24 protein-coding genes, 1 tRNA gene, 1 pseudogene and 1 riboswitch are annotated in these 26,118 nt (G+C 66.3%); of the genes and pseudogenes, 18 read left to right on the forward strand and 8 right to left on the reverse strand.

Annotation, left to right across the window (positions count from 1 at the left end; translation table 11 throughout):
- Positions 1-188: pseudogene (locus tag RT697_RS21390) on the reverse strand (LLM class flavin-dependent oxidoreductase); the annotation flags it as partial.
- Positions 189-376: 188 nt separating this feature from the next.
- Positions 377-483: riboswitch (TPP riboswitch) on the forward strand.
- A gap of 101 nt (positions 484-584) precedes the next feature.
- On the opposite strand from RT697_RS21390, the gene RT697_RS21395 reads away from it, so the two are divergent.
- The 4 genes from RT697_RS21395 to RT697_RS21410 all read left to right on the forward strand — a co-directional run bounded on the left by RT697_RS21395 (position 585) and on the right by RT697_RS21410 (position 3,882).
- Entirely contained in the window at positions 585-2,036 is a 1,452-nt protein-coding gene (locus tag RT697_RS21395; protein ID WP_313701599.1) for a sodium:solute symporter family protein, read from the forward strand.
- A 101-nt stretch (positions 2,037-2,137) separates the two neighbouring features.
- Positions 2,138-2,806 carry a DUF6088 family protein gene (locus tag RT697_RS21400; protein WP_313701600.1) on the forward strand — a complete coding sequence of 223 codons (669 nt, stop codon included), beginning with the start codon at positions 2,138-2,140 and terminating at the stop codon, positions 2,804-2,806.
- 13 nt (positions 2,807-2,819) lie between these two features.
- Complete coding sequence (locus tag RT697_RS21405) at positions 2,820-3,170, forward strand: nucleotidyl transferase AbiEii/AbiGii toxin family protein (RefSeq protein ID WP_313701602.1); 351 nt, start codon at positions 2,820-2,822, stop codon at positions 3,168-3,170.
- A 13-nt stretch (positions 3,171-3,183) separates the two neighbouring features.
- Positions 3,184-3,882 carry a metallophosphoesterase gene (locus tag RT697_RS21410; protein ID WP_313701604.1) on the forward strand — a complete coding sequence of 233 codons (699 nt, stop codon included), beginning with the start codon at positions 3,184-3,186 and terminating at the stop codon, positions 3,880-3,882.
- Positions 3,883-4,030: 148 nt separating this feature from the next.
- On the opposite strand, the gene RT697_RS21415 is transcribed toward RT697_RS21410, so the two are convergent.
- From RT697_RS21415 to RT697_RS21435, 5 genes are all read right to left on the reverse strand, one after another.
- Positions 4,031-4,106, reverse strand: a tRNA-Ala gene (locus RT697_RS21415).
- Between the two features lie 69 nt (positions 4,107-4,175).
- Complete coding sequence (gene xth, locus RT697_RS21420; RefSeq protein ID WP_313701606.1) at positions 4,176-4,958, reverse strand: exodeoxyribonuclease III; 783 nt, start codon at positions 4,956-4,958, stop codon at positions 4,176-4,178.
- Positions 4,959-5,413: 455 nt separating this feature from the next.
- Positions 5,414-5,635, reverse strand: coding sequence for a hypothetical protein (locus tag RT697_RS21425; protein ID WP_313701607.1), 222 nt, complete (start codon positions 5,633-5,635; stop codon positions 5,414-5,416).
- An 87-nt stretch (positions 5,636-5,722) separates the two neighbouring features.
- Positions 5,723-6,505: a 3-oxoacyl-ACP reductase gene (locus RT697_RS21430; protein WP_313701608.1), complete on the reverse strand. Its 783-nt coding sequence runs from the start codon at positions 6,503-6,505 to the stop codon at positions 5,723-5,725.
- Between the two features lie 18 nt (positions 6,506-6,523).
- Positions 6,524-7,327: a FadR/GntR family transcriptional regulator gene (locus RT697_RS21435; RefSeq protein WP_313701609.1), complete on the reverse strand. Its 804-nt coding sequence runs from the start codon at positions 7,325-7,327 to the stop codon at positions 6,524-6,526.
- Between the two features lie 294 nt (positions 7,328-7,621).
- Between RT697_RS21435 and RT697_RS21440 the strand changes: the two genes are divergently transcribed.
- Together RT697_RS21440 and RT697_RS21445 are read left to right on the forward strand one after the other, a co-directional pair.
- Positions 7,622-9,058, forward strand: a complete 1,437-nt coding sequence (locus RT697_RS21440; protein ID WP_313701635.1) for an aldehyde dehydrogenase family protein — start codon at positions 7,622-7,624, stop codon at positions 9,056-9,058.
- A 125-nt stretch (positions 9,059-9,183) separates the two neighbouring features.
- Positions 9,184-9,888 (forward strand): riboflavin synthase, encoded by a 705-nt coding sequence (locus RT697_RS21445; RefSeq protein WP_056569982.1) that lies wholly within the window; start codon positions 9,184-9,186, stop codon positions 9,886-9,888.
- A 72-nt stretch (positions 9,889-9,960) separates the two neighbouring features.
- On the opposite strand, the gene RT697_RS21450 is transcribed toward RT697_RS21445, so the two are convergent.
- Positions 9,961-11,457, reverse strand: coding sequence for a M81 family metallopeptidase (locus RT697_RS21450; protein ID WP_313701611.1), 1,497 nt, complete (start codon positions 11,455-11,457; stop codon positions 9,961-9,963).
- Between the two features lie 308 nt (positions 11,458-11,765).
- On the opposite strand from RT697_RS21450, the gene RT697_RS21455 reads away from it, so the two are divergent.
- The 11 genes from RT697_RS21455 to RT697_RS21505 all read left to right on the forward strand — a co-directional run bounded on the left by RT697_RS21455 (position 11,766) and on the right by RT697_RS21505 (position 24,592).
- Positions 11,766-13,199 carry an amidase gene (locus RT697_RS21455; protein WP_313701612.1) on the forward strand — a complete coding sequence of 478 codons (1,434 nt, stop codon included), beginning with the start codon at positions 11,766-11,768 and terminating at the stop codon, positions 13,197-13,199.
- Positions 13,200-13,258: 59 nt separating this feature from the next.
- Complete coding sequence (locus tag RT697_RS21460; RefSeq protein WP_313701614.1) at positions 13,259-14,842, forward strand: ABC transporter substrate-binding protein; 1,584 nt, start codon at positions 13,259-13,261, stop codon at positions 14,840-14,842.
- Between the two features lie 18 nt (positions 14,843-14,860).
- On the forward strand, positions 14,861-15,802 hold the full coding sequence (locus RT697_RS21465) for an ABC transporter permease (protein WP_313701616.1): 942 nt from the start codon (positions 14,861-14,863) through the stop codon (positions 15,800-15,802).
- Between the two features lie 8 nt (positions 15,803-15,810).
- Positions 15,811-16,674, forward strand: a complete 864-nt coding sequence (locus RT697_RS21470) for an ABC transporter permease (protein WP_313701617.1) — start codon at positions 15,811-15,813, stop codon at positions 16,672-16,674.
- A 5-nt stretch (positions 16,675-16,679) separates the two neighbouring features.
- The gene (locus RT697_RS21475) at positions 16,680-18,332 is read left to right on the forward strand and encodes an ABC transporter ATP-binding protein (RefSeq protein ID WP_313701619.1); all 1,653 of its coding nucleotides are present in this window, start codon (positions 16,680-16,682) and stop codon (positions 18,330-18,332) included.
- A gap of 11 nt (positions 18,333-18,343) precedes the next feature.
- Positions 18,344-19,270, forward strand: a complete 927-nt coding sequence (locus RT697_RS21480) for a glyoxylate/hydroxypyruvate reductase A (protein WP_313701620.1) — start codon at positions 18,344-18,346, stop codon at positions 19,268-19,270.
- A gap of 45 nt (positions 19,271-19,315) precedes the next feature.
- The gene (locus RT697_RS21485; RefSeq protein WP_313701622.1) at positions 19,316-20,296 is read left to right on the forward strand and encodes an alpha/beta hydrolase fold domain-containing protein; all 981 of its coding nucleotides are present in this window, start codon (positions 19,316-19,318) and stop codon (positions 20,294-20,296) included.
- Between the two features lie 8 nt (positions 20,297-20,304).
- The gene (locus tag RT697_RS21490; protein WP_313701624.1) at positions 20,305-20,943 is read left to right on the forward strand and encodes an FMN-binding negative transcriptional regulator; all 639 of its coding nucleotides are present in this window, start codon (positions 20,305-20,307) and stop codon (positions 20,941-20,943) included.
- A gap of 19 nt (positions 20,944-20,962) precedes the next feature.
- Complete coding sequence (locus RT697_RS21495) at positions 20,963-21,703, forward strand: class II aldolase/adducin family protein (RefSeq protein ID WP_313701626.1); 741 nt, start codon at positions 20,963-20,965, stop codon at positions 21,701-21,703.
- Positions 21,700-22,902: an aminotransferase class V-fold PLP-dependent enzyme gene (locus RT697_RS21500; RefSeq protein WP_313701628.1), complete on the forward strand. Its 1,203-nt coding sequence runs from the start codon at positions 21,700-21,702 to the stop codon at positions 22,900-22,902. Before RT697_RS21495 ends, RT697_RS21500 begins: the two co-directional genes overlap by 4 nt.
- 118 nt (positions 22,903-23,020) lie before the next feature.
- On the forward strand, positions 23,021-24,592 hold the full coding sequence (locus RT697_RS21505) for an ABC transporter substrate-binding protein (RefSeq protein ID WP_313701630.1): 1,572 nt from the start codon (positions 23,021-23,023) through the stop codon (positions 24,590-24,592).
- Between the two features lie 16 nt (positions 24,593-24,608).
- Here RT697_RS21505 and RT697_RS21510 read toward each other — a convergent pair whose 3' ends face one another.
- A complete protein-coding gene (locus tag RT697_RS21510) occupies positions 24,609-25,400 on the reverse strand; it encodes an IclR family transcriptional regulator (RefSeq protein WP_313701631.1) in 792 nt (263 codons plus the stop codon).
- Between the two features lie 184 nt (positions 25,401-25,584).
- Here RT697_RS21510 and speG point away from each other — a divergent pair.
- Positions 25,585-26,118 (forward strand): spermidine N1-acetyltransferase (gene speG, locus RT697_RS21515; RefSeq protein ID WP_313701633.1); only part of this gene is annotated, 534 nt, incomplete at its 3' end.

Genomic DNA, 26,118 nt, shown 5'->3' on the forward strand with positions numbered 1-26,118 from the left:
CCGTCGCCGATGTTGTCCATCGACTGGCCGTCGGCAAAGAAGATGGCGTCGAGCTTGCCGCGCTCGGCCGTGCGGGCCAGGCTTTCGTAGTAGCTGATGTCGCCCAGCCGCTCGGCCGCCGAGTCCGGATGGCGCCAGGCCGCGCGATGGTGGCCGCAGCCGAAAATGAACAGGTTCAAATGCATCATGGCGATCAGCTCGTCGATTGCGTCAACAGTTGCGTCATCAGTTGCCTCAACAATTGCCGCGTCCGGCACGCCCGCGGGTGCCGCAAGCGGGCGAACTTAGCATAAAACCGCATGGCGGGCGGCGGTCGGCGGGGACGGAACTTCCCCCGCCATGCGTTGACATCGTCGCGCCGCTCTCCTAACCTTGCGGCAATTCCTGGGGGAGCCCTGTACGGGCTGAGATTCCGCGTCAACGCGGTAACCCTTTGAACCTGATCCGGGTAATGCCGGCGAAGGGAAGGACTCCGCAAGTCTCTCGCGCGCCCTCCCTGATTCCATTCATCTTGCGGCCTCCCTGACGGCGGGCCGCCGCGTTACGCGTCCGGCCCCAGGCCGCCCGCGGGAGGACCGACCTTCATGTTGACCCAAACCACCGCCCTGATATGGCTGCTGCTGTTCTCGGGCGGCTTCGCCGTGGCCAGCGTGCTGTACACCCGGCGCAAGCGTGGGACCCTGGAAGACTACATCGTCGCCCGTAACAGCCAGGGGTCGTTTGGCACGATCCTCACGCTGATGGCGTCCACGCTGGGCGCCTGGATTCTCTTTTCGCCCGCGCAGGCCGCAACGTGGGGCGGGCTGGCCGCCGTGATCGGCTACGCGCTCGGATCGATGTCGCCGCGCCTGGTCATGATTCCGCTGGGACGGCGCATGCGCGAACTGATCCCGCACGGCCACACGCTGACCGAATTCCTGATGGCGCGTTACGGCCGGCCCATGTATGGCCTGGCGCTTTTCATCATGCTGTTCTACCTGTTCATCGCGCTGTCGGCAGAGGTCACGGCGATTGCCAAGCTGGTCGCGATGCTGGCCCCCGTGCCTCTGTGGGCCACCGCGGCCATCGTGATGGGGACGACCTTGCTCTACACCACCTACGGCGGCCTGCGCTCGTCCATCTTCACCGATCAGGTGCAGATGATGATCATCGTCCCGCTGCTGGTGGTGCTGTGCGTGGTCGGCTGGCAGGCGGCAGGCGGCGCATTGCCCACCATCGAAGCGCTGCAGGCCAAGGCTCCGCAGTTGCTGGATCTGACCGACCCGGTAGGCGTGAAGGCCGGACTCACGTTCTTTGTCGCCATTCTGTTGACCGGCATTTTCCACCAAGGCAACTGGCAACGCATCTACGCCGCGCGCGACACCCGCACCATGCGCAACGGCTTTCTGCTGGGCGGCGTGCTGGTGGCGCCATTCATCTTTTTGATGGGCCTGTTCGGCCTGGCCTTCGTCGGTCTGGCGCCCGAGGGCGACAGCTCGATCGCGCTGTTCAGCGTCATCATGCCGCACGCCCCGGCGTGGTTCGTCATCGCCCTGATTCCGCTGGGCCTGTCCCTGGTCATGAGCACCGCCGACACCGCCATCAGCGCGGTGTCCAGCATCATCGCGGTAGACCTGCGCCGCCTGTTGCCCAACGCCGACGGCGCCACCATGAAGCGCCTGGCGCGCTGGCTGGTGCTGCTGATGGCGATCCCCGTGATGATCGTGGCGTCGCAAGGCTACAGCGTGCTGTACCTGTTCCTGCTGGCCGATCTGCTGTGCTCGGCCGCCGCCTTTCCGGTGTTTTACGGGCTGTTCAGCCGCAAGCACGATGGTTTCACCGCGACCACGGCAACCATCACCGGGCTGATCGCCGGGCTGTTCTTCTTCCCCGCGCCCGGGGATAAACCGACTTTCCTGCTGGAGTCGTTCCTGCTGGCGGCATTTGTGCCGGTGGTGACGACGGTGCTGATCCGGCTGTTGATGCGCGGCCGGAAGGAGTTTGATTTCTCGACGCTGAGCGCGGCGGTGCGGAGGTTGGATAAGGAGACGGTTTGAGGAGGGGGCAATAGCAGCATTGTCCGAAATTGATCTACAAATTTCGGACAGATTTGCTGTCTGTCCGAAAAAGATATACAAATATCGGACAAGGATGCCCTATGAACGATATCAAGACTCAGATTGTGGCCAGCATGGAGGCCGCCAGTCCCGGCCATGTCTGGGGCGCTGCGGATTTCGCCCATCTGGGTGGCCGCGACGCGGTGGACAAGGCGCTGCAGCGCCTTGCTGCCTCGGGGCAATTGCGGCGGATCGACCGTGGGTTGTATGACCGGCCCAGAATAAACAGCCTGACGAAAAAGGCCGCAGTCCCGGACTACCGCGCCGTGCTGGATGCCATCGCCCGACGCGATCAGTTGCGTTTGCTGGTTGATGGCATGACCGCAGCCAACGATCTGGGACTGACTCATGCCGTGCCCGCGCACGTCACAATTCATACCGATGCGCGCCGGCGGGCCATCCAGTTCGACAATCTGGTGATTCAGTTCAAGCTCACAGCTCCAAGCCGTCTGTTTTGGGCCGGCCGGCCTGCAATGCGCGTTGTGCAGGCGCTGCATTGGCTCAAAGACACGTTGCCCGCCAATCGACCCAACATCCTCAAACGGCTGTCTGCAATCCTCGATGACTCTCCTCAAGGAGCTGCCATACGCCAAGACATATCAGCGGGATTCAGAACCTTGCCCGCATGGATGCAGGACTTGGTCCGAGAATTGCCGGGTTGCGCTCCACAGGTTGGCGCGTCCGAGGCGACAATCACGGTCTCCAGATAGCGCTAATCGCGCAGTGGGACCTTGGGATGAATTTGAATTTCCAGACGGTCATTCATTCTCGCGTCACTTTTACGACATCCATCGCCTATTGCAGCATCCGGACATCAGTACGTGGTTGGCTGACCAGGATTTGGCTCAGGACTGCGCGCTGCACGCACGGCTGTTCTTCGGCAGCGGCGATCTTGGGCTGGACCTGGCCCAGCGCGGCTCTTTCACTTTGGCGCCGTCGCAGCCCATGAGCGAATCGCTAGCGCGCGATTACGTGGCGATGGGAGGAATGGTTTTCGGCGCGTTGCCCGAGATCCAAGATGTGTTGCAATCCATTGGTGCGCTGGAACAGCGCCTCAATGCGAGGGAAGGGTAGGGTGACACGCCGAATGGAATCAGCTCAAAGATCCGGAAATCTGCGTGTAGAGCGCTTTGGTCTAAACAGCAACGGCCGCGATCTCGCCGTCGGCGACATTCATGGCCATTTCGGCCGGCTTGAAGCCGCGCTTGCCGCAGCCAGGTTTTCCCCCGAGCATGACCGCTTATTTTCCGTTGGCGATCTCGTCGATCGCGGGCCTGAGTCCGCGGAGGTTCTGGCCTGGTTACAGCGCCCCTGGTTTCATGCGATCTGCGGGAATCACGACCTCATGACGTGGCGGCGCGCCATGAACAATCCGATTCCCGACGTGGATCATCGCCTCCATGGCGGCGAATGGCTGGATGCGTGCGATGGCGACACCCAGGTCCGCATCGCCGCCTGCCTGAATGCCTTGCCGTTGGCCATCGAGGTGGAAACGCCGGGCGGTGTCGTCGGTCTGGTGCATGCCGACTTTCCCTATGACGATTGGCAGGCCATCCATGGCGCCGCCTTCAGTCTGGACGATGAAGACGCGTGCCTGTGGTCAATCGACCGCTATCGAATGCAATATGCCAAACCTGTCCGAAACGTCCGTGCGGTGGTCCACGGGCACATGACGCTGCGCAAGCCGGCGCAGCTGGGCAATGTGTATTACATCGACACGGGTGGTTGGCAGGACGGGGGCAAGTTCACGCTGCTGGACCTGCACACGTTGAAGCCTTGCCGGTGAAACGGTCAAGCGCCGTCGCGCTTGCCGTACAAATATTGCCGTGCCATAGGCGGGCTGTAGGTTCCACCTACGGGCCGTAGATATCCAGCCTGTAGAAACAAAAAAGCCTTGGCACACAAAAGTGTCCAAGGCTTTTCCGTCTGGAATTTGGTGGAGCGGAGGAGGATCGAACTCCCGACCTTCGCATTGCGAACGCGACGCTCTCCCAGCTGAGCTACCGCCCCAAATCAAGCAAGACCAGAAATATACAGGAATTCCCCCCGGCTGCGCAACACGCGCCGGCTGCACAAATTTTAGACAAATGCGAGCGTGGCGATGACCGGCGCGTGGTCCGACGGCTGCTCGTTGCGGCGGGGTTCCTTGTCGATGATGCAGGCGGTGCAGCGCTTGACCAGGGGGGCGGAAAGCAGCACGTGGTCGATGCGCAGGCCGGCGTTGCGGCGGAAGGCGAACTGACGGTAATCCCACCAGCTGAAGGACTTTTCCGGCTGTTCGAACAGCCGGAACGAGTCGGTCAGGCCCAGGTCGATCAGCGAGCGCAGGGCTTGGCGTTCGGGTTCGGACACCAGGACCTGGCCTTCCCACTTTTCGGGGTTGTGGACGTCTTCGTCGGCGGGCGCGACGTTGTAGTCGCCCAGCACGGCCAGGCGGGGGAATTGCTTGATCTCTTCGGCCAGCCATTTGCGCATGGCTTCGAACCATTCCAGCTTGTACGCGTACTTGTCGGACCCGACCGACTGGCCATTGGGGCAGTAGGCGCAGACGACGCGCACGTCGCCTTCGGGGCTGGGGAAGGTCAGGGCCAGGACGCGCTGCTGCGGGTCTTCAAAGCCGGGAATGTTGCGAACCATCGTCGTGCCGGGCACTCGCGAAATGATGGCGACACCGTTGTAGGTTTTCTGGCCGGCCCAGACGGCGTGGTAGCCGGCTTCCTTGAATGCGGCCTCGGGGAACTTGTCGTCGGTGAGTTTGAGTTCCTGGATGCACAGCACGTCGACGGGATTGGCGGCGAGCCAGTCGAGGACCTGCTGCAGGCGCACGTTCAGGGAGTTGACGTTCCAGGTGGCGAGTTTCATGTTTTTCAGATGTTTTGATTACGCAGCGCTCGGGACATCGCGTCGGTGTGACGGGCCGATGGCTTCAACAATGCGTCGTTGAAACAAGCGCAATTCGGGGCGACAGGGCCGCCCGTGCAGATGCCGAATGATACCGCGCCGGCAGGACGCATTCTTCTTCGCGTCCGGCGCACATTGGGTGTCTGACACCCTAGGGAAATGACCGTCAGTCCGGGGCAGCGTCTCAGCGGGTGTCAGACACCTGGGCAAGCGCAGAACGCCAAATCGGCAAATTGCGCCTGCGCAAGGTGTCTGACACCCTGGGGAGACGATCGTCAGTTTGTGGCGGCGTCTCAACGGGTGTCAGACACCGGCCAGCGTAGCTCCACCGCCGCCACGAGGTATCTGACACCCACAAGACCTACAAGACCCACAAACAAAAACCCCGATTCCTGCGAATCGGGGTTTTTCTTTTGCTACTCGCTGATGTGATTGAATTCGACCGATCCCGGCTCGATTCCGCCGCGCCGCAGCCGGCCGTCGACATCTTCCGGATTCCCGCCCGCCGCGTCCGCCGCCGGCAAATCCAGCCAATTCGCCAGTTCCTGCTTCGCCTGCTGCGCATCGGAAATCCCGCCATTCACCAGCGCCACGCCGTCGCTGCCGTCGAGCTTTCGATAACTGATCTGTGTCTTCATCTTGCCTCCTGGGTTGCGGTGGATTTGCCGGTCCACCGTAACACACGACGCATTGTCGTCATCCCGGGAGCAACCCGGATGCGGCGGTCAGCCCTTCACCAATCCGCCGTCGACGATCAGGTTCTGCCCGGTCACCGCGCGCGACCACGGGCTGGCGAAGAACAGCACGGCATCGGCGAATTGCTCCGGCGTCGTGACTTCGCGCAGCGGGGTGCCGGCGGCGATCATGTCGAAGACGGCGTCGGGGGTGGCCGCCGACGCGTCGGTGGTGCGCAGCAGGCCGCCGGACACCATGTTGACGGTGATGCCGTCCGCGCCCAGCTCGTGGGACAGGGTGCGCGTGAACGCGAGCAGCGCAGCCTTGGCGGCGGTGTAGTCGTGGTACGGCACGACGGGGTTCTGGACCAGGTTGGTGCCGACGTTGATGATGCGGCCGCAGCCGGCGGCGCGCATGCCGGGCAGGGCGGCCTGCGTGGTGTTGAGCGCCGCGCGCACGCTGCCTTCGATCTGGGCGTTCATCTGCGCCCAGTCCAGCGTGTCGGCGTGGGGCCGGGCGTCGCCGTTGAACTGGAAGGCGGGCAGGGCGTTGTTGACGATCGTGCTGACCGGCTGGCCGAAGTGTTGGCTGGCGCGGGCGATCATGGCGGCGACGGCGGCGGGGTCTCGCACGTCGGCCTGCACGGCCAGGGCGCGGTCGGGGGCGGTCGCCGCCAGGGCCTGGGCGCGATCGGCGCTGTTCAGGTAGTTGATGACGACCTTGGCGCCTTCACGCAGAAAGGCCTGCGCGATGGCGGCGCCCAGGCCGCGGCTGGCGCCGGTGACGATGACGAGTTGCTGGTTCAGGGTCGGTTGCGGGCGTTGCGATGACATGAAGGTACGGCTTCCTGCTCAGTGTTCCGAGCCGCTGTTGAGCATGCGGCTGCGGGCTTTTTCGATATGGGCGCGCATGACGTTGCGCGCGCCCTCGGCATCCTGATCGCGGATCAGTTGATAGATGTGGCGGTGTTCGTCGATGGCGGCGCGCGTGCGCTTCCAGGGTTCGATGTGGACCAGATGGCGCATGACGTTCACGGCGTGGCTCACGTCGTACTCCAGCGACTTGAGCACCTGCACGAAGCGTTGGTTGCCGGTGGCCGACGCAATGGCGCGGTGAAAACCATAGTCGTGATGGTGTGCGATGGCGCCAGACGCGTCGGCTTCTTCGTAGCCGGTCAGCATGCGGTCCATTTCCTGCAGATCCTCGGGCGTGCGGCGCAGCGCGGCCAGGTGCGCGCATTCGGGTTCGATCACCATGCGCAGTTCCAGGCCTTCCAGAATGTGGCCGACGCGACGCGCGGGGTCCACCGCGGGCATGCCGCCCATCAGGTCCGGCTTGGACTTCACGTAGGTGCCGGACCCGCGGATCGAGTCCACGAGCTGGTCTTCGCGCAACCGGTCCAACGCCTGGCGCACGACGGGCCGCGACACTTCAAAAAGGGCGGCCAGTTCCAGTTCGGTCGGCAGCTTGTTGCCGGGGGCGATCTTGCCGGTGGCGATCGCGTAGAACAGGCTTTCGTAGACGCGCTCGGCGAAACGCTCGGCGCGGACATAGCCCAGGCCGGACGCCACCTCGGCCAGCACGTCCAGTTCGGGACGGGGGCGGGTGGCCGCGGCCAGCAGCGATTCGAGCTGCGGGTCACGTACGTTGCTCATCGGACGCGCTCCTGTGATGTGGGGACGGGTTGTCATGCGGCATGACTAACTCGCGGGACGCTAAGCCCCTGAAAGATTAGGGATAACCCGATCATTCGGAAAAATATCCTGAAGGTTGGGATTAAAGCTGTCATTCCAATTGACAAGTTGCGGAGGCCTCCCGTACCTTGCCATTCAAACCACAACGCCCGCGCGCACGACGCGCCGGCGGCGTAGCCGGCCCAGCCGCCGGCAAGCGCACCGAGACATGCAGCTTCCCCCAACCGGCCGTTCGGCCGCTACTTTACTCCGCACATCGTGACTCAGAAGAACTTTATCGCCAACCAATGGGTGGCCTCGGCCACCGGTGAAACCATTCCCGTCCTGAACCCGTCCGATGGCAAGCCTTTCGAGGAACTGGCCCGCTCGAACGAGGCCGACGTGGACCGTGCCGTGCAGGCGGCGCGCCAGGCGTTCGAAGGCGAGTGGGGCCAGATGGCGCCCGCCGTCCGCAGCCGCCTGCTGATGAAGGTCGCCTTCGCGCTGCTGGACCGCCAGGAAGAACTGGCGCAGTTGGAATCGGCCGACACGGGCAAGCCCATCAAGCAGGCGCGCGCCGATGCCGCCGCTGTCGCGCGCTACTTCGAGTTCTATGCCGGCGCGGTCGACAAGCTGCACGGCGAGACCATTCCCTACACGCCGGGCTTCACCGTGCTGACGGTGCGCGAGCCGCACGGCGTCACCGGCCACATCGTGCCGTGGAACTATCCGCTGCAGATCTTCGGCCGCAGCGTCGGCGCGGCGCTGGCCGCGGGCAACGCGTGCGTGGTCAAGCCCGCAGAAGACGCCTGCCTGTCGCTCCTGAAGCTGGCCGAGATCGCCGCCGAAGTCGGTCTGCCCGCCGGGGCGCTGAACATCGTCACGGGCTACGGCCATGAGGCGGGCGCCGCGCTGTCCGCGCACCCGGGCATCGACCACATCTCGTTCACGGGCTCGCCGCAGACCGGCAAGATGGTCGCGCATGCCGCCGCCGAGAACCACGTGCCCGTCACGCTGGAACTGGGCGGCAAGTCGCCGCAGATCGTGTTTGACGACGCCGACCTGGACGCCGCGATGCCGGTGCTGCTGGGCGCCATCATCCAGAACGCCGGCCAGACGTGCTCGGCGGGCAGCCGCGTGCTGATCCAGCGCGGCGTGTACGAAACCGTGCTCAAGCGCCTGTCGGAAGCGTTTTCCGCCACGGTGACCGGCCCGGCCGCCGCGGACCTGGATGTCGGTCCGCTGATAAACGCGCGCCAGCAGGACCGCGTGCGCGGTTTCCTGGCCGAAGCCGAGGCGCAAGGCATGAAGGTCGCCGCGCGCGGCAAGCTGAAGGACGGCACGCCGGAAGCCGGCTTCTATCAGCCGCCCGTGTTGTTCCGCGACGTGCCACCCGACAGCCGCCTGGCGCAGGAAGAAGTCTTCGGCCCGGTGCTGGCCGCCATGGTGTTCGACACCGAGGAAGAAGCGCTGGAAATCGCCAACGGCACGCTGTATGGCCTGGTGGCGGGCGTGTGGACGCGCGACGGCGGCCGCCAGATGCGTCTGGCCCGCAAGCTGCGCGCCGGCCAGGTGTTCGTCAACAACTACGGCGCGGGCGGCGGCGTGGAACTGCCGTTCGGCGGTTCGCGCCAGTCGGGCTACGGCCGCGAGAAGGGCTTTGAAGCGCTGTACGGCTTCACCAGCCTGAAGACCATCGCGATCCGCCACTGATCCCGCGCGGGGCGGCAGAGATCGGCAATGACCCGGGCCGCGGCCCCCGGCAAGGACCCGGACAAAATATCGGTTAACGTTGATGTTTTGCTTCCGGGGCCTGCCGCCCCGCATTCAGGATCCGTATGTTCACCGGTATTGTTCAAGGCACCGCGAAGATCGCAAAGATCGCGGATCGCGAAGGCCTGCGCACCTTCACGCTGGATTTTCCCCCTGGTTTCTGCACTGACCTTGCCATCGGCGCCAGTGTCTCGACGGACGGCGTCTGCCTGACCGTCACCGAAATCCTGTCCGAAAACCAGGCCACGTTCGACGTCATGCTGCAAAGCCTGGCGATCACCACGCTGGGCAGCTACGGCGAAGGCGACAGCGCCAACGTCGAGCGCGCGGCCAAGGACGGCGCCGAGATCGGCGGCCATCCGTTGTCGGGCCACGTGGACTTCACGTCGCAGGTGCTGATGGTGAAGTCCTCCGACACCAACCGCCTGATGCGCTTCAGCATCCCAGAGGCCTTCCGCAAATACGTGTTCGCCAAGGGCTACATCGCCATCAACGGCGCCAGCCTGACCGTGTCGGAAGTGAACCGCGCCGAAGGCTGGTTCGAAGTGTGGCTGATCCCCGAGACGCGCCGCATGACGGTCTTCGAGGACAAGCAGGTGGGCGACGCGGTCAACATCGAGATCGAACGCAGCACGCAGGTCATCGTGGACACTGTGCGCGAAACCGTCCAGGAAAGCCTGGGCAAGCTGCAACCGCTGCTGGAAGCGATCCTGAAGGAAAAGGGACTGACGCTGGAAGACTTCGTCAGTCCGCAGGGCAAGCTGAAGTAATCCCGCCTGATAGCGGCCAACGCGGCCGCCGTCGTCAACAAGGCCGGCGCCTTTGCGCCGGCCTTGTCGTTTTCACGCCGCCGCGAACGGCCGTCCCTGCGGCCGCACCCGCATCCCGGGCGCCAGACGCGTCCACGGCAGATCCGCGGGATCGGCCTGCATCGGGCCGGGCGCCTTGGCCACCAGCACCTCGTGCGCGATGGGCTGGAAGTCGGCGCGGAAATGCACCGAGCTTTTCACCACCAATATCCCCATCTCCTCGGGCTGCACGCCGCCGACGCGGAACAGGTTGCGGTCCAGCATCTGCGCCTTGCCTGCGCTGACCACCACCCGCACGCCGCCGATCCGCAGCGTGGCCGTTGCGCCCAGATCCACGTCCATGCCGTTCATCATCGGACCGTCAAAGCGCAGCTTGCCGTCGGATAAGGCCTCGATCACGAATTCGCCTTCGAAGGCCGCGTCGCCCGCCACGCCCGACTGGCCGCCCAGCTTGATCGCAACCGTCGCGCCGACGCCAGCTTCTGTCGCCTGACGCACCGCCTCGGGGTCGTACAGCAAGCCCAGCGCCGCGTTCTGCGCGTCCGCGTCGACCAGCGCGCGCAGCATGCCGGTGGTGTTGGCATCGCCGCCCGCGCCGGGGTTGTCCTGCGTGTCCGCGATGACGACGGGCCGCGTCGCGCCGGCGGCCAGGGACTGCGCGCGGCGCACGGCGTCGGCCGGTTCAAGAAAGTCAGGCGACCACTCGGGTTCCAGCGCCAGCACGCGCGCATACAGCGATTCCGTGACCTGTTCGACCGCGGCGGCGTCCGTGCCGTAGGCCCACACCACCGGCCCGCATTCCGGGAAATCCGCCGCAGGAAAGCCGGGCGCGAAGGAGACGGAGGCGATGCCAGGCGTCTGCTCCAGTTCGCCGAGCAGGGCATACACGCCCTGACAGGGTTCGAGCATCGTGCACATGCCGTTGATGGGAATCAGGAAGGGCAGGCGGCGTTCGCTGCGCGTCCATGTGCCGCCGGCCTGAATGCGCGCCTTCAGCAGCCGCGCGGCCAGCACGCCGGTGTCGGCCATGTCGACGTGCGGATAGGTGCGAAACGCCACCAGGCCGTCCGCCATCTGCAGCATCTGCGCGGTGACATTCGCGTGCAGATCCAGGCTGGCGACCACCGGCACGTCCGGCCCCACGATCTCGCGCACGCGGGCAAGCAGTTCGCCTTCGCCATCGTCCACATGTTCCGTGACCATGGCGCCGTGCAGGTCCAGATAGACGGCGTCAAAGCCGCCTGCCCGCACCGCGTCCAGGATCTCGCCGGCGATGCGCTCATAGGCATCGCGCGTCACATGGGCGGACGGGCTGGCGCCGGCCCAGATCACGGTCTGCACCGTGTGGCCTTCGGCCTCGACGGCGTTGATGAAGCCGCCGGCCGGGATGTTGACCTCGCGCAGCGCCAGCACGTCCGCGCCGCGCACCATCGCGGGAAAGCCTTCGCCGCGCACGAAGTTGTCGTAGCCCGCCTTGGAGGGCGCGAAGGTGTTGGTCTCGTGCTGGAAGCCAGCAACCAGGATGTGCATGAGCGTTTTTCCTTGCCGATGTGGGGGAGGGGAATTCAAGCCTGCGGAAATTATTGGGGGCGGCGCCGCGATCGGCAATACCGCTGTCCGCACCGAAACCCGCCAACGCATCGACAAGCCCGCCAACGCGGGAAATCCCTGATGAATCGCGCGTTGCGTGCCCCGAAGTTGCTCGCTTAGAATATTTTTATGAACTACATCGGTATTGCTAAACAATACTTTAAAAGTAGACGGCAAAAAGCAGGGCATCGAATCGGATGCGGGCTATCGCGCCGGCCACCCAGGCGCATCAAGGTTGCAGGGAAGTCATGCGGACAGACGAGTACGAAGGGCAGGACGGATTGGCATTGGCGGGGCTGGTGGCGCGCGGACAGGTGACGCCGGCCGAGCTGATGGAATGCGCGTTGCAGTTGGCCGAAACGCGCGGCGCGCCATTGAACGCGCTGACCTATGTGCAGCCTGAAACGGGCCGCAAACTGGCCGGCGACTGGACCGAGCGCGGCCTGTTTCGCGGCATTCCTTTTCTGCTCAAGGATTCGGGTCTGCCGAGCGTGCGTTTTCCGTCCAGCCTGGGTTCGGCGCTTTTCGACGACACCGACTACGCGTTCGACGCGACGCTGGCCCAGCGTTTCGAAGCGTCCGGACTGATCCCGTTTGCGCGGACCACGGTATCGGAACTGTGCATGGGGCCGTCCACCGAGGCGCGCCGCAACGGCGGGGCCACGTTGAACCCGCGCGCGCTGGACAGGTCGGTCGGCGGTTCCAGCGGCGGCGCGGCGGCGGCGGTGGCGGCCGGCATCGTGCCGGTGGCGCACGGCAGCGACGGCGGCGGGTCGATCCGCATTCCGGCCGCCTGCTGCGGCGTGTTTGGCTTAAAGCCCAGCCGCGGCCGCGTGCCGATGGGGCCGGCGCGCGGCGAAGGGTGGGGCGGCATGGCCTGCGAAGGCGTGCTGACGCGCAGCGTGCGCGATACCGCGGCGGCGATGGACGGCATCAGCGGCTATGCCCCGGGCGCGCCGTATGCCGCGCCGCCCGCGCCGGGCTCGTATCTGGATTCCGTGCGCGAGCAGCGCCGCGAGCCCCTGCGCATCGCCGTGTGGCGCCAGGCCTGGAACGGCATCCCCATCGCGCCGGAGTGCCTGGCCGCCGTGGAGCGCACGGCCCGCCTGTGCCGGGAACTGGGGCACGAGGTCGTCGACGCGTCGTTGCCGGACCTGGACTACTCGGGATTCGTCCGCGCCCACGGCACCGTGCTGGCCACCAATATCGTGCTGGCCGTGCAGGCGCGGCTGGCAATCCGCGGCCGCGAGCTGCGCGAGGACGACCTGGAACCGGTCATCCGCGACGGCCTGTCGGTGGGACGCGAACTGACTTCCATGCAATACGTGGATTCGATCAACCGCTTTCACGCGATCGGCCGCGCCATCGAGTCGGCCATGACGGACGTCGACCTGGTGCTGACGCCCACGCTGGCGCAACTGCCCGCCAAGCTGGGCGACCTGGCGCTGGAAGGCGAGTTCTGGGCGTTCCGCGAAAAGGTGTCGCGCTACGCCACCTTCCTGGCGGTGATCAACGCCTCGGGCCAGCCGGCGGCCAGCCTGCCGCTGGACTGGACGGAATCGGGCGTGCCGGTGGCTAGCCAGCTTATCGGGCACTTCGGGCGCGAGGACCAGATCCTGCGCCTGGCGGCCGAGCTGGAACGGGCCGCACCCTGGACGGGACGGCAGATCCTGCTGCCCTGATCCGCATCAAGGCCCGCCGGCACGCTGCCGGCGCCGGACCAAACCATAAAGGGGAAGTAATGAAGCGATCCTTTCTGTTTTCCGCAGCAATGTTCCTGGCCGCAGCCGCACCGCTGGCCGCCGTGCCAGCCGCCAGTCAGGCCGAGACCACCGCCAAGTTCGTGATGCACGCGCCGCTGCGCGTGCTGGACCCGATCCTGACGTCGGCCTACGTCACGCGCAATCACGGCTATCTGGTGTACGACACGCTGTTCTCCATGGACGCCTCGGGTCGGCCGCAGCCGCAGATGGTGGAGTCGTGGACGGTGTCCGAAGATGGCATGAACTATGTCTTCAAGTTGCGCCCCGGACTGGTGTTCCATGACGGTGCGCCGGTCACGGCCGAAGATGTGGTTGCGTCCCTGCAGCGTTGGCAGGCGGGCGACGCGACGATCGGCAACCGCCTGAAGAACGCCACCGCCGAACTGGCCGCGACGGGCGCCGACACCTTCGCGCTCAAGCTCAAGGCGCCCTACGGACTGGTGCTGGAATCGCTGGCCAAGGAAAGCTCGCCGGTGCCGTTCATCATGCCCAAGCGCATCGCCTCCGCGCCGGCCTCGCAGGCGATCAGCGAGACGATCGGATCGGGCCCGTACAAGTTCGTGCAGGCCGATTTCCAGGCCGGCGTGAAAGCCACCTACGTGAAGTTCGACGGCTACGTGCCGCGCAAGGAGCCGGCCAGCGCGTTCGCGGGCGGCAAGGTCGTCACCGTGGACAGGCTGGAACTCCTGAACATCCCCGACAGCCAGACGGCGGTGAACGCGCTGCGCAACGGTGAGATCGACTTCCTGGAAGACGTGCCGCCCGACCTGATGCCGCAGCTGAAGGACGCCAAGGGCATCGCGTTGAAGTCCTATGGCAAGAATTCCAACATGTTCACCTTGCGGATGAACTGGCTGCAGGCGCCGTTCAACAACGTGAAGGTGCGCCGCGCGGCGCTGGCCGCCCTGTATGAAGCGGACTACCTGGACGCGCAGATCGGCGATCCGGACGTATACCAGGTGTGTGGCGCGGTGCTGACCTGCGTGTCGCCCTACGCGTCCGAGCAAGGCGCCACGCAGATCAAGACGCCGGATCTGGCGAACGCCCGCAAGCTGCTGAAGGAAAGCGGGTACGCCGGTGAAAAGGTGGTGGTGCTGCATCCGACCGACCTGCCCATCTTCGCCAACATCGCGCCGGTCACGGCGCAGGCGCTGCGCAGCATCGGCATGAACGTCGAGATCCAGTCGATGGACTGGGCCACGCTGCTCAGCCGCCGCAGCAAGAAAGAGGGCGTGGATCAGGGCGGCTGGAGCATCTTCCAGTCGAACATGTCCAGCCTGGACCTGATCTCGGCGGTGGGCAATCCCAACCTGGACGGGCGCGCCGACTCCACCTATCCCGGCTGGACGCACGACGCCGTGATGGACGAACTGCGCAGCCGCTTCGCCGCCGCCCGCACCGAGGACGAGCGCCGCGAACTGGCCCAGGCCATCCAGCGCCGCAACTATGAACAGGTGATGTACGTGCCGCTGGGCGGGTACTCCAAGTTCAAGGGCTACAACGCCAAGTTCGCGGACATGGTCGATGCGCCGATTCCGCTCTTCTGGACCTCGCCCAAGTAGCGGGAAGGGAGCTTCATCATGCTCAATCTGATCTTCAAGCGCGTGCTGGCCGCCATCCCCGTGATGCTGGTGGTGGCCACCGTGGTGTTCCTGCTGTTGCGGCTGGCGCCGGGCGACCCGGCCCGCGTCATCGCCGGCGACATGGCAAGCGAGCAGGCGGTGGCCGAGGTCCGCGCCGAGATGGGCCTGGACCGTCCGCTGCCCACGCAATACCTGCTGGCGATGGGCGCGTTGCTCAAGGGCGACCTGGGTTCCTCGATCATTTCGAAGGACCCGGTGACCACGCTGATCGGCCAGCGGCTCGGTCCGACGATGGCGCTGGCCATCTGCGCGATCCTGCTCACCATCTTTGCCGCGATCCCGCTGGGCGTGTTTTCGGCGTGGTGGCACAAGGGGCTGTTCGACCGGGTGACGCTGGCGGTCACGGTGCTGGCGTTTTCGGTGCCGGCGTTCGTCGTGGGCTATCTGCTGATTCTGGCGTTCTCGGTGAAGCTGAACTGGTTTCCGGTGCAGGGCTATGCGGGGCTGGCGTCGGGGTTCGGGACGTTTCTGTATCACATGGCGCTGCCGACCATCACGCTGGCAACGGTGTTCGTGGCGCTGATCACCCGCATCACGCGGGGCAGCATGCTGGAAGTGCTGGGCGAAGACTTCGTGCGCACGGCACGCGCCAAGGGCGTGCCCGAACGCTACGTGCTGTACCGCCATGCCTTGCGCAACGCCGCGGTGCCTATCGTGACCGTCATCGGGCTGGCGCTCACCACGCTGATCAGCGGGGTGGTCGTCACCGAGACCATCTTCAACATCCCCGGCGTGGGCCGCCTGATCGTCGACGCCGTGCTGGCGCGCGACTATCCGGTGGTGCAGGGCACGATCCTGTTCTTCTCGTTCGTATATGTCTTCATCAACCTGGCGATCGACCTGCTGTATGTCGTGCTCGATCCGCGCATCCGCTACTGAGGCCGGACATGACCACAACTGCTCTGGATCGTCCCCGTTCCTTCTGGCCCGCGCTGACGCGCGACCCCATGATGTTCACCGGGCTTGCGCTGCTGGCGGTGCTGGTGGGGCTGGCCATGCTGGCGCCGCTGATCACCTGGCATGACCCCGCCGCGCTGGCGCCCCGCATGCGGCTCAAGCCGGTCAGCGCCGAATACTGGCTGGGCACCGATTCGCTGGGCCGCGATCTGTTTTCGCGCGTGCTGTACGGCGGACGTCTGTCGATCACGCTGGCGGCGCTGGTCAGCGTGATCTCGGTGTGCGCCGGGCTGCTGCTGGGCCTGTTGGCAGGCTACTTCCGCCAGCTGGACGCGGTGGTGATGCGCATCATCGACGGCATCATGGCCATTCCCGGGCTGTTGCTGGCCATCGCCATGGTGGCGTTGGGCGGCGCGACCATTCCCACGATGGTGACGGCCATTGCCATCCCCGAGATTCCGCGGGTGGCGCGGCTGGTGCGCAGTGTGGTGCTGTCGGTGCGTGAGGAGCCCTACGTCGAAGCGTCGCTGGGCATGGGCACGGCGACCTGGCGCGTGCTGTGGCGCCACGTCCTGCCCAGCACGATCAACCCGCTGGTGGTGCAGGCCACGTTCATCTGTGCCTCGGCCATCCTGATCGAAGCCGTACTGGGCTTTCTGGGCCTGGGCTTTCCGCCCGAGATCCCCAGCCTGGGCAGCATCATTTCCGAGGGCCGCCCGTTCTTCCAGCGCGCGCCGTGGATCGTCCTGTTTCCGGGCGTCTTCCTGGCGCTGCTGATTCTGTCCGTGAACCTGTTCGGCGACGCGCTGCGTGATCGCCTGGACCCGCGCATGGCGCGCCAACGCAAGGGTTGAAGCCGATGTCCTCTCATCCCATTCTGGAAATCCGCGACCTGAAGGTCAGCCTGCCGGGCGCCGGCGACCGGCGTTACGCCGCCGAAGGCATCGCACTCACGGTCAGCCCGCGCGAAATCGTGTGCATCGTCGGCGAATCGGGCTCGGGCAAGTCGGTCACGGCCAGCGCCGTGATGGGCCTGTTGCCCAAGAACGTGCTCAAGCTCGAAAGCGGACAGATCCTGCTGTCCGGCCGCGACATCACGCACGCCTCGTTGGCCGAACTGCGCGCGCTGCGCGGCGACCGCATGGCCATGATCTTTCAGGAGCCCATGACGGCCCTGAACCCGCTGATGCAGGTGGGCGACCAGATCGCCGAGATCTTCCAGTTCCACGGCCCGTCGCTGTCGCGCCGCGAGGTCGACCAGCGCGTGCTGGCGCTGCTGACCGACATGCGGCTGCCGTCGCCCGAAACCCTGCGCCACGCCTTTCCGCACCAGTTGTCGGGCGGGCAGCGCCAGCGGGTGATGATCGCGATGGCGCTGGCGATGGAGCCGGCGCTGATCATCGCCGACGAGCCTACGACGGCGCTGGACGTGACGTCGCAGGCGCAAGTGCTGCGCCTGCTGCATGGCCTGCGCGAGCGCCACGACACCGGCATTCTGTTCATCACGCACGACTTCGACGTGGTGGCCGAGATTGCGGACCGGGTGATCGTGATGCAGCACGGCCGCATCGTGGAGGCCGGCGCCGCCGCCGACGTGCTGGCCAACCCGCAGCATCCCTATACCCGCAAGCTGATCGACGCGGTGCCCAAGGGCAAGTTCGGCGCCGGCGCGCCGCTGGCCGAAGGCGATCCGGTCATCTCGGTGGAGAACCTGGGCATGCGCTTCGTGACGTCCAGTCTGTTCCGGTCCAAGCGGCGCGAGGTCAACGCGCTGGACGGCGTGTCGCTGACGCTGGCGCGCGGCGAAACGCTGGGCATCGTCGGCGAATCCGGCTCGGGCAAGACGACGCTGGGCCGGTGCCTGGCGCACTTCGCGCATCCCACGTCGGGCCGCATCGTCATGAACGGCGAGGACGTGTCGAACCTGTCGCGCGCGGCGTGGCGCCAGTGGTGCAAGCGCATCCAGATGGTGTTTCAGGATCCGTACCGGTCCTTCAACCCGCGCCTGACTATCGAGGCCACGCTGTCCGAGGGGCCGCTGAACTACGGCGAAGACCCGGCCCGCGTGCAGGCGCGGATGCGCGACATGCTGGCGCTGGTCAGCATCGATGCCAGCGCGCTCAAGCGCTATCCGCATGAGTTTTCCGGCGGGCAGCGCCAGCGGATTTCGATCGCGCGGGCGCTGATGATGGAGCCGGAGATCCTGATCGCGGACGAGGCGGTGTCGGCGCTGGACGTGTCGGTGCAGGCGCAGATCCTGGACCTGCTGGAGCGCATTCGCGCGCAGTTGAACCTGAGCATGATCTTCATCACCCACGACCTGCGCGTGGCCGCCCGGCTGTGCCATCGCATCGCCGTGATGCAGCGTGGCCGCGTCATGGAGATCGGCCCCGCCGAGCAGATCTTCACGCGGCCGGGCAGCACCTATACCCAGGAACTGCTGGCCGCCATTCCCGGCAAGGACGGGCTGGGCAGCCGGCCCGCCGCAGGTCTGGCATTGGCCGGCGCTTGAAGGAAACCCCGATGACACGCGTTGCCTTATTGAGCCGATCGGCCAATCTTTCCTACTTTCAGCCGCTGTTGCAGGGGCTGGCGCCCGAGCTGGACGTCGCCGTCTGGCCGGACCCGCGCAGCCTGCATGCCGACGTGGCGGTCTGCTGGAACCCGCCCGTGGGCGTGTACGACGACATGCCCAACCTGAAGCTGATCCACAGCATCGCTGCCGGCGTGGACAACCTGCTGGATGGCCAGCGCACGCGCGGCTTGCCCGTCTGCCGCGTGGTCGATCCGCAGTTGGCCCAAGGCATGCTGCAGTACGTGCTGTGGTGCGTGCTGACCTTTCACCGCAAGCTGGACCTGGCGCTGTCCAACCAGCGCGCCGCGCGCTGGAGCCGGCCGCCGCAGACGCCGGCGTCGCAATGCCGGATCGGCCTGATGGGCCTGGGCGAACTGGGCGGCGCCATCGCCGCCGTGCTGCCGGGGGTGGGCTATCCGGTCAACGGCTGGTCGCGCACCCCGCGCGACATCGATGGCGTGCGCGTTTTTGCCGGCGAAGACGCCTTTGACGAATTCCTGGCCAACACCGACGTGCTGGTGTGCCTGGTGCCGCTGACCGACGCCACGCGCGGCATCCTGAACCGCCGCACCTTCGACGCCTTGCCGCAAGGCGCGGCGGTGGTCAATTGCGGCCGCGGCGAACACCTGGTCGCCGCGGACCTGATCGACGCCCTGGAACGCGGGCAGCTGCGCGGAGCCGTCCTTGACGTGTTCGCGCAGGAACCGCTGGATCCGGCCGATCCGCTGTGGTCGACGCCCGGCGTGATCGTTACTCCGCACATGGCGACCATGCCGTCGCCCGGCACCGTGGCCGAGCAGGTCGTGGCCAACATCCGCCGGCTGGGGCAGGGCGAGTCCCTGGCCCATGCCGTGGACCTGTCGCGCGGCTACTGACACCGATAGCCCGTTTTCCGATTGCCAACCAAGACGAGACATTCCATGCATTTCGAAGATCCCGCGTTCACCATTCCGACCGGCACGCCTGCGCCCCTGGACCCGCAGATCGCCGAATTCCTGCGGCGCATGGCGGCCGACGCGTCGCAGTATCCGCGTCGCGACACCCTGTCCATCGAGCAGGGCCGCGCCAATGCCGAGAAGGTGCGCCTGCCGTGGGCCCAGGGCGGCCCGCAGATGGCGCGCACGGACGAACATCAGGTGACCACGCGCCACGGGGCCGTGCGCGTGCGCGTCTATTACCCGGCAGAGCGCCGGCTGCCGGGCGCGTTCATGTACATCCACGGCGGCGGCTTCGTGCTGTTCAGCATCGACACGCATGACCGCGTGATGCGCGAATACGCCGAACGCGCCGGGGTCGTGGTCGTGGGCGTGGACTACACCCGCGCGCCCGAAGCCAAGTTCCCCCAGCCGCTGGAAGAGTGCGTGGACGTGCTGCGCTGGGTTGCCGCGTCGGCGGGCGAACTGGATATCGACGCGGCCCAGATTTTCGTGGGCGGCGATTCGGCCGGCGCCAACCTGTCGATGGGCACGGCGCTGACGCTGCGCGATGAAGGCGTGCCGCTCATCAAGGGCCTGGTGCTGAACTACGGCGGCTTCGGCAGCAACCTGTTCCGCAATTCGGTCGTGCGCTACGGCGCCGGCGAATACGGCCTGTCGCTGCACATGATGATCTGGTTCCGCGGCATGCACATCCGTCACGGCAAGGACTTCTTCGATCCGCGCGTGGACATCCTGCGCGCCGACCTGAAAGGCCTGCCGCCGGCGTGGCTGGTGGTCACCGAATGCGATCCGTTGCATGACGACAGCATTGAACTGGAGCGCAAGCTGCTCGACGCCGGCGTGGACGTCGCGTCCAAGGTGTACCCCGGCACCGCGCACAGCTTCCTGGAGGCCGTCTCCATCGCCGCCGTCGCGGGCGAAGCCTTCGACGACACGGCGCGCTGGCTGCACGCCAAGGCCTAGGGGGCGCCATGTATACCCCGCCGGCCTATGCCGAAGCCGATATCGGCGTCCTGCACGCGTTCATCCGCACGCACAGTTTCGCCACCCTGGTGACCGTGGGCGCGGCGGGCGCGAACGCCACGCACCTGCCGTTCCTGCTGCGCGAGGACGGCGGGCGCGGAACGCTGGTCACCCACCTGGCGCGCGCCAATCCGCAGTGGCGCGACCTGCAGGACGGCGCGCAGGCGCTGGTGCTGTTCCAGGGGCCGCACGCGTTCATTTCGCCCAGCTGGTATGTGAACCAGCAGACCTTTCCGACGTGGAACTACACCGCCGTCCATGCGCGCGGCGCGCCGCGCCTGATCGAAGCGCCCGAGGCCATCCGCGCGGTGCTGACAGAGACGGTGGCGCGCTACGACACGCCGCTGGGCGGCGAGTGGCGTTTTCCGGACATGCCCGAGACCCTGACGGCGCCGCGCCTGAAGGCGATCGCGGCGCTGGAGATTCCGATTGCCGGGCTGGAAGGAAAGATGAAGCTGAACCAGGACAAGTCGGTGGCCGACCGCGTGGGCGTGATCCGCGAGCTGGAGCGGCGGGGCGACGCGGGAAGCGTGGCGATTGCCCGGCTGATCCGCGCCCAGCCGGACCTGACGGCAGACCACGCCTGAATCCAACCGGAGCCTCACCATGCAAGCACCCACCGAAGCCCGCGTCCGCGAAGAACTGGCGGCGCTGTACCGCCTGGTCGCGCACTTTCGCATGACCGATCTGATCGACACCCACATCAGCGCGCGGGTGCCGGGCACGAAGGATCATTTCCTCATCAACCGCTACGGCGTGCTGTTCCACGAAATGCGCCCGCAGGATCTGGTGAAGATCGACCTGGACGGCAATCCGGTCGATCCCGGCGATGCCGACAGCCAGCTGGTCAATGCGGCCGGCTTCACGATCCACTCGGCGGTGCATGCCGCGCGCCACGATCTGGCGTGCGTGGTGCATACGCACACCGCGGACGGCATCGCCGTGGCGTGCCAGCGCGATGGCCTGTTGCCGATCACGCAGCACGCGCTGCGCTTCTACAACCGGCTGGGCTATCACGACTACCAGGGCATCGCGCTGGACCTGGAAGAGCGCGAGAGCCTGGTCGCCAGCCTTGGGCGGCACAAGGCCATGATCCTGCGCAACCACGGCCTGCTGGCGGCCGGATCGTCGGTGGCGGAGGCCTTCGTCAACATCTATTACCTGGAGCGCGCCTGCCAGGCGCAGGTCAAGGCCCAATCGGCCGGCGCGCCGCTGGTATTCCCGTCGGAGGCGGTGTGCGAGCGCACCGCGAGCCAGTTTGAACGGCCTACCGCCCCGATCTACACGCAGCGGGTATGGACCGCCGCGCGGCGCCTGTTGGAGCCGGACCTGGAGACAATCGAATGAAAGACAGCCTGACGACACCCCGCGCCACATTGGCCGGCCCGCAGTTCCTGCACACGCCCGGCCCGACGCACGTGCCGGATGCGGTGCGCGAGGCCATGGGCCGCCAATGCATGGACTTGTCCGATCCGCGATTGGCGGAATTGATCGCCGACTGCGAAGCAGGCCTTGCGCGCCTGCTGGGCACGCGGCACGCGGACGTGCTGATGTACGCGGCCAACGGCCATGGCGCCTGGGAAGCCACCATTGCCAACCTGGTCGCGCCCGGCGCGCAGGTGCTGGTGGCGGGCAGTGGCCACTTCGCGGAAGCGTGGGCCGTGCACGCCGAGGCGATGGGCGCCACGGCCCTGCGCACGCCGACCCGTCCGGGACAGGCGCTGGATCCGGCCGCGATCGAAGCGGCGTTGCGCGCGGACACGGCACACCGCATCGCCGCCGTCTTTGCCGTGCACACCGACACGGCCAGCGGCGTCACCAGCGATATCGCGGCCGTGCGAGAGGCCATGGACGCCAGCGGCCATCCGGCGCTGCTGGTGGCCGACGTGATCGCGTCCCTGGGCGCCACGCCTTTCCGCATGGACGAGTGGGGCGTCAACGTGGCGATCGGCGCGTCGCAGAAGGCGCTGATGGGACCGCCGGGGCTGTCCTTCACGGCGGTGGACGCGCGCGCCATGCAGGCGGCGCAGGCGAATCCGACGCCGCGCGCCTATTGGGACTGGGCCAAGCGCAAGAGCGATCTGCTCTACCGCAAGTTCTGCGGCACGCCGCCGCAAAGCCTGCTGGCGGGCATGCGGGCCGCGCTGGATCTGATTGCCGCCGAAGGCGAGGAGGCCGTGTTTGCCCGCCACCGGCGCGTGGCGAATGCGGTGCATGCGGCGGTTAATGCGTGGTCGCAAGGCGGCGCGTTGAAGCTGTTCGTTGAAGACCCGGCGGCGCGTGCGGTGTCGGTCACCACCATTTCGGTAGGCGAGGGCGTGGACGTCGAGGCCATGCGCACGGTCGCGCGCGAACGCTTCCACGTCGCAGTCGCGGGCGGGCTGGGGCCGCTTGCCGGGCGGATGTTCCGCATCGGACATCTGGGCGACGTGCATCCCGCCATGATCCTGGGCGCGCTGGGCGGGGTGGATGCGGCGCTGCGGGCGTGCGCCGTTTCCGTTGGCGACGGCGCGCTGCAGGAGGCCGTCAAGGCGCTGCATGCGTGAGCCTCAGCGCTGAATCTCACCGCTGAAACGCAAGACGGAATCGCAAGACTGACTCGGTTTTCTGGCGCGGCCCGGACGCGGCCGCCATTTCTGCCGTACCTACGACAAGGACAAGACGATGAGACAACGTGGTTTTGCGGCGGCCGCCCTGGCCGTCCTCGCGGTGGCGGTTCCCCTTTGCCCGGCCCAGGCCGAGCCGGTCAACGCCAAGGTCGTCATGCATGCGCCGCTGCGTGTGCTGGACCCCGTGCTGACCAATGCGTACATCACGCGCAATCACGGGTACATGGTGTACGACACGCTGTTCTCGCTGGACGCGGCGTCACGCCCGCAGCCGCAGATGGTGGACTCGTGGACGGTGTCGCCCGACCAGCTGACCTACGTCTTCACGCTGCGCACAGGCCTGAAGTTCCACGACGGCGCGCCCGTCACCGGCGAAGACGTGGTGGCGTCGCTCAAGCGCTGGGCGCAGCGCGATCCCGTGGGCTCGCGCCTGTCCGCGGTCACGCAAAGCATGGACAGCCCGTCGGCCGACACCTTCCGGATCGTGCTCACCAAGCCCTACGGACTGCTGCTGGACGCACTGGCCAAGCCGGGCTCTCCGGTGCCGTTCATCATGCCGCGCCGTATCGCGGCGACGCCGCCTTCCGAAGCCATCAAGGAAACCGTCGGCTCGGGACCGTACAAGTTCGTGCAGGCCGAGTTCCAGGCGGGCGTGAAGGCCGCGTATGTCAAAAATGCGGACTACGTGCCGCGCAAGGAGCCGCCCAGCCGTTTTGCCGGAGGCAAGGTCGCCATGTTCGACCGGATCGACGTCGTCAACGTGCCGGACGCGCAGACAGCCGTCAATGCGCTGCGCCAGGGCGAAATCGACTTCGTCGAGAACGTGGCGCCCGACCTGCTGCCGCAACTTGAAGGCGTGAAGACCGTGACGGTGCAGAGCTATGGCGACGCGTCCGAAACCTACACCCTGCGCATGAACTGGAAGCAGCCGCCGCTGGACAACGTGAAGGTGCGCCGCGCCGTGCTGGCCGCGCTGTACCAGGCCGACTACCTGGATGCGTCGCTGGGCGATCCCGCCTATTACAAGCTGTGCGGCGCCATGCTGAGTTGCATCTCGGCCTATCAGACGGAAGCCGGCGCCACGCAGACCAAGCCCGCCAATCTGGCGCAGGCGCGGGCGTTGCTGAAGGACAGCGGCTATGCCGGCGAGAAGATCATCGTCCTGCATCCGACGGACGTGCGCAGCCTGTCCGCGCTGGCGCCCGTCACCGCGCAGGCCCTGCGCAGCATCGGGATGAACGTGGAAGTGCAGTCGATGGACTGGGCCACGCTGCTGTCGCGGCGCAGCAAGGACGCGCCGCTGGCCGACGGCGGCTGGAGCATCTTCCATTCCAGCCTGACCAGCATGGACCTCTTGAACCCCATCGTGAACGCCAATCTGGATGGGCGGGGCGAGGGCGGTTACCCCGGCTGGACCAAGGACGACACCATCCAGCGCCTGCGCGCCGAGTTCGAGTCGGTGACGGGATTGGACGCGCAGAAGCGCGTCGCCGGCGAGATCCAGCAGCGCGCCTACGATCAGGTGATGTTCGTGCCGCTGGGCGGCTATTCGGAGTTCAAGGCGTACGACAAGAAGTTCGACGGCATGGTGGCCGCGCCGTTGCCGTTGTTCTGGCGGGGCAAATAGAGGGTTGGGGCGGCGGTCAGGACAATCCGACCTTGCCGCTCAACCCCCGCGCCGCGGTCAGCAGCAGCGGCGAATAGCGCCGCGCGAATTCCGCCGGCGAGGCCCATTCGGACACCAGCCCCGCGATCTGGATGGCCGCCACCGGCCGGTGGCGGTGGTCCAGGATGGCGGCGGCCAGGTTCAGTTCGCCCAGCATGCTTTCCTCGATGGCGGTCGCATAGCCGTCCTGGCGCGCCTGCTGGACCAGGCCCCGGATGCGGTCCGGGTCGTTGTCGGTCTTGGGCGTGGTCGGAATGGTGGCAAGCGGCATGTCCTTGGAGCGCGCAAGGATGTCTTCGACTTCCTCTTCGGGCAGGTGGGACATGATGGCGCGGCCGCCGGCCGTCTGCACCATGGGCAGGGCGCGGCCGGCCAGCGTGCTGCTGAAGGTCTGGCGTTTGGTCTGGCGGCGCAGCGCAAAAATGATGTACAGGTCGTCGAACAGGCTCAGTTCCACGCGTTCGTTGGTCTCGCGCTGCATCTCGGCGATCAGCGGCGTGGCGCGTTCAAGCAGGGGCACGCTGCGCATGTAGTCAAAGCTGCGCTGCAGGATCTTCTTGCCCGGCGTGTAGCCCTTGCCGCCGGCGCCGCGTTCCAGATACCCCAGCGAGACCAGCGTGTGCGTCATGCGCTGCGTGGTGCTGCGGTCGAAACCCGTGATTTCCATGAGTTCGTTCATGCTCATGATCGACGGGCGTTGCGCGAAGGCTTCCAGCAGTTCGAAGCCTTTGGCCAGGGATTGCACGAAGAGAGGGTCGGGACGGCTCATGAGGAATCGCTCGTAGGGTGGCGGTGGGCGTCCGCGCCGGGTGAAGGTTCAGGGATTTTATAAAGATTCCTAGGTATTTCCTAGAGATACTTGCGTGCTCGCAAACCGGCAGGCGTATCTGCATCGCGGCGCCGCCAGGCTTGACATAGAATGGCCGCACATCAGCGGTCATTTCGAGGTACCTATGTCGGTCACATCCGATATCAAACTACGCCCGCTCGAACGCGGCGACCTGCACTTCGTGCACAAGATCAACAATAACGACGTCATCATGCGCTATTGGTTCGAAGAGCCTTACGAGGCTTACGACGAACTCGTGGCCTTGTACGACCGCCACCTGCACGACCAGAACGAGCGGCGCTTCATCATCGAGCACGACACGGGGCAACCGGCCGGGCTGGTCGAACTGGTCGAGATCGACTACATCCACCGCCGTGCCGAATTCCAGATCATCATCGCGCCCAGCTACCAGGGCCGCGGCTACGCCAAGGCCGCCACGCGCATTGCGGTGGGCTACGCGTTCCGCGTGCTGAACCTGCACAAGGTGTACCTGGTGGTCGACAAGGACAATACCGCCGCCGTGCACGTCTACGAGCGCTGCGGTTTCCAGATCGAAGGCCTGCTCAAGGAAGAATTCTTTTCCAACGGCGCGTATCGCGATGCCTACCGGATGGCGCTGTTGCAGCACGACCATCTGCGCGACGTGGGGCCGGGCGCG

The organism is Achromobacter sp., from assembly GCF_032113835.1.
Lineage (GTDB): Bacteria > Pseudomonadota > Gammaproteobacteria > Burkholderiales > Burkholderiaceae_B > Achromobacter.

Bases quoted from the DNA above. Each gene is read 5' to 3' on its own strand.
- RT697_RS21395 (WP_313701599.1), top strand. From the start codon at position 585: ATGTTGACCCAAACCACCGCCCTGATATGGCTGCTGCTGTTCTCGGGC.
- RT697_RS21400 (WP_313701600.1), top strand. From the start codon at position 2,138: ATGAACGATATCAAGACTCAGATTGTGGCCAGCATGGAGGCCGCCAGT.
- RT697_RS21410 (WP_313701604.1), top strand. From the start codon at position 3,184: ATGGAATCAGCTCAAAGATCCGGAAATCTGCGTGTAGAGCGCTTTGGT.
- xth (WP_313701606.1), bottom strand. From the start codon at position 4,958: ATGAAACTCGCCACCTGGAACGTCAACTCCCTGAACGTGCGCCTGCAG.
- RT697_RS21425 (WP_313701607.1), bottom strand. From the start codon at position 5,635: ATGAAGACACAGATCAGTTATCGAAAGCTCGACGGCAGCGACGGCGTG.
- RT697_RS21430 (WP_313701608.1), bottom strand. From the start codon at position 6,505: ATGTCATCGCAACGCCCGCAACCGACCCTGAACCAGCAACTCGTCATC.
- RT697_RS21435 (WP_313701609.1), bottom strand. From the start codon at position 7,327: ATGAGCAACGTACGTGACCCGCAGCTCGAATCGCTGCTGGCCGCGGCC.
- RT697_RS21445 (WP_056569982.1), top strand. From the start codon at position 9,184: ATGTTCACCGGTATTGTTCAAGGCACCGCGAAGATCGCAAAGATCGCG.
- RT697_RS21450 (WP_313701611.1), bottom strand. From the start codon at position 11,457: ATGCACATCCTGGTTGCTGGCTTCCAGCACGAGACCAACACCTTCGCG.
- RT697_RS21455 (WP_313701612.1), top strand. From the start codon at position 11,766: ATGCGGACAGACGAGTACGAAGGGCAGGACGGATTGGCATTGGCGGGG.
- RT697_RS21460 (WP_313701614.1), top strand. From the start codon at position 13,259: ATGAAGCGATCCTTTCTGTTTTCCGCAGCAATGTTCCTGGCCGCAGCC.
- RT697_RS21465 (WP_313701616.1), top strand. From the start codon at position 14,861: ATGCTCAATCTGATCTTCAAGCGCGTGCTGGCCGCCATCCCCGTGATG.
- RT697_RS21470 (WP_313701617.1), top strand. From the start codon at position 15,811: ATGACCACAACTGCTCTGGATCGTCCCCGTTCCTTCTGGCCCGCGCTG.
- RT697_RS21475 (WP_313701619.1), top strand. From the start codon at position 16,680: ATGTCCTCTCATCCCATTCTGGAAATCCGCGACCTGAAGGTCAGCCTG.
- RT697_RS21480 (WP_313701620.1), top strand. From the start codon at position 18,344: ATGACACGCGTTGCCTTATTGAGCCGATCGGCCAATCTTTCCTACTTT.
- RT697_RS21485 (WP_313701622.1), top strand. From the start codon at position 19,316: ATGCATTTCGAAGATCCCGCGTTCACCATTCCGACCGGCACGCCTGCG.
- RT697_RS21490 (WP_313701624.1), top strand. From the start codon at position 20,305: ATGTATACCCCGCCGGCCTATGCCGAAGCCGATATCGGCGTCCTGCAC.
- RT697_RS21495 (WP_313701626.1), top strand. From the start codon at position 20,963: ATGCAAGCACCCACCGAAGCCCGCGTCCGCGAAGAACTGGCGGCGCTG.
- RT697_RS21500 (WP_313701628.1), top strand. From the start codon at position 21,700: ATGAAAGACAGCCTGACGACACCCCGCGCCACATTGGCCGGCCCGCAG.
- RT697_RS21505 (WP_313701630.1), top strand. From the start codon at position 23,021: ATGAGACAACGTGGTTTTGCGGCGGCCGCCCTGGCCGTCCTCGCGGTG.
- RT697_RS21510 (WP_313701631.1), bottom strand. From the start codon at position 25,400: ATGAGCCGTCCCGACCCTCTCTTCGTGCAATCCCTGGCCAAAGGCTTC.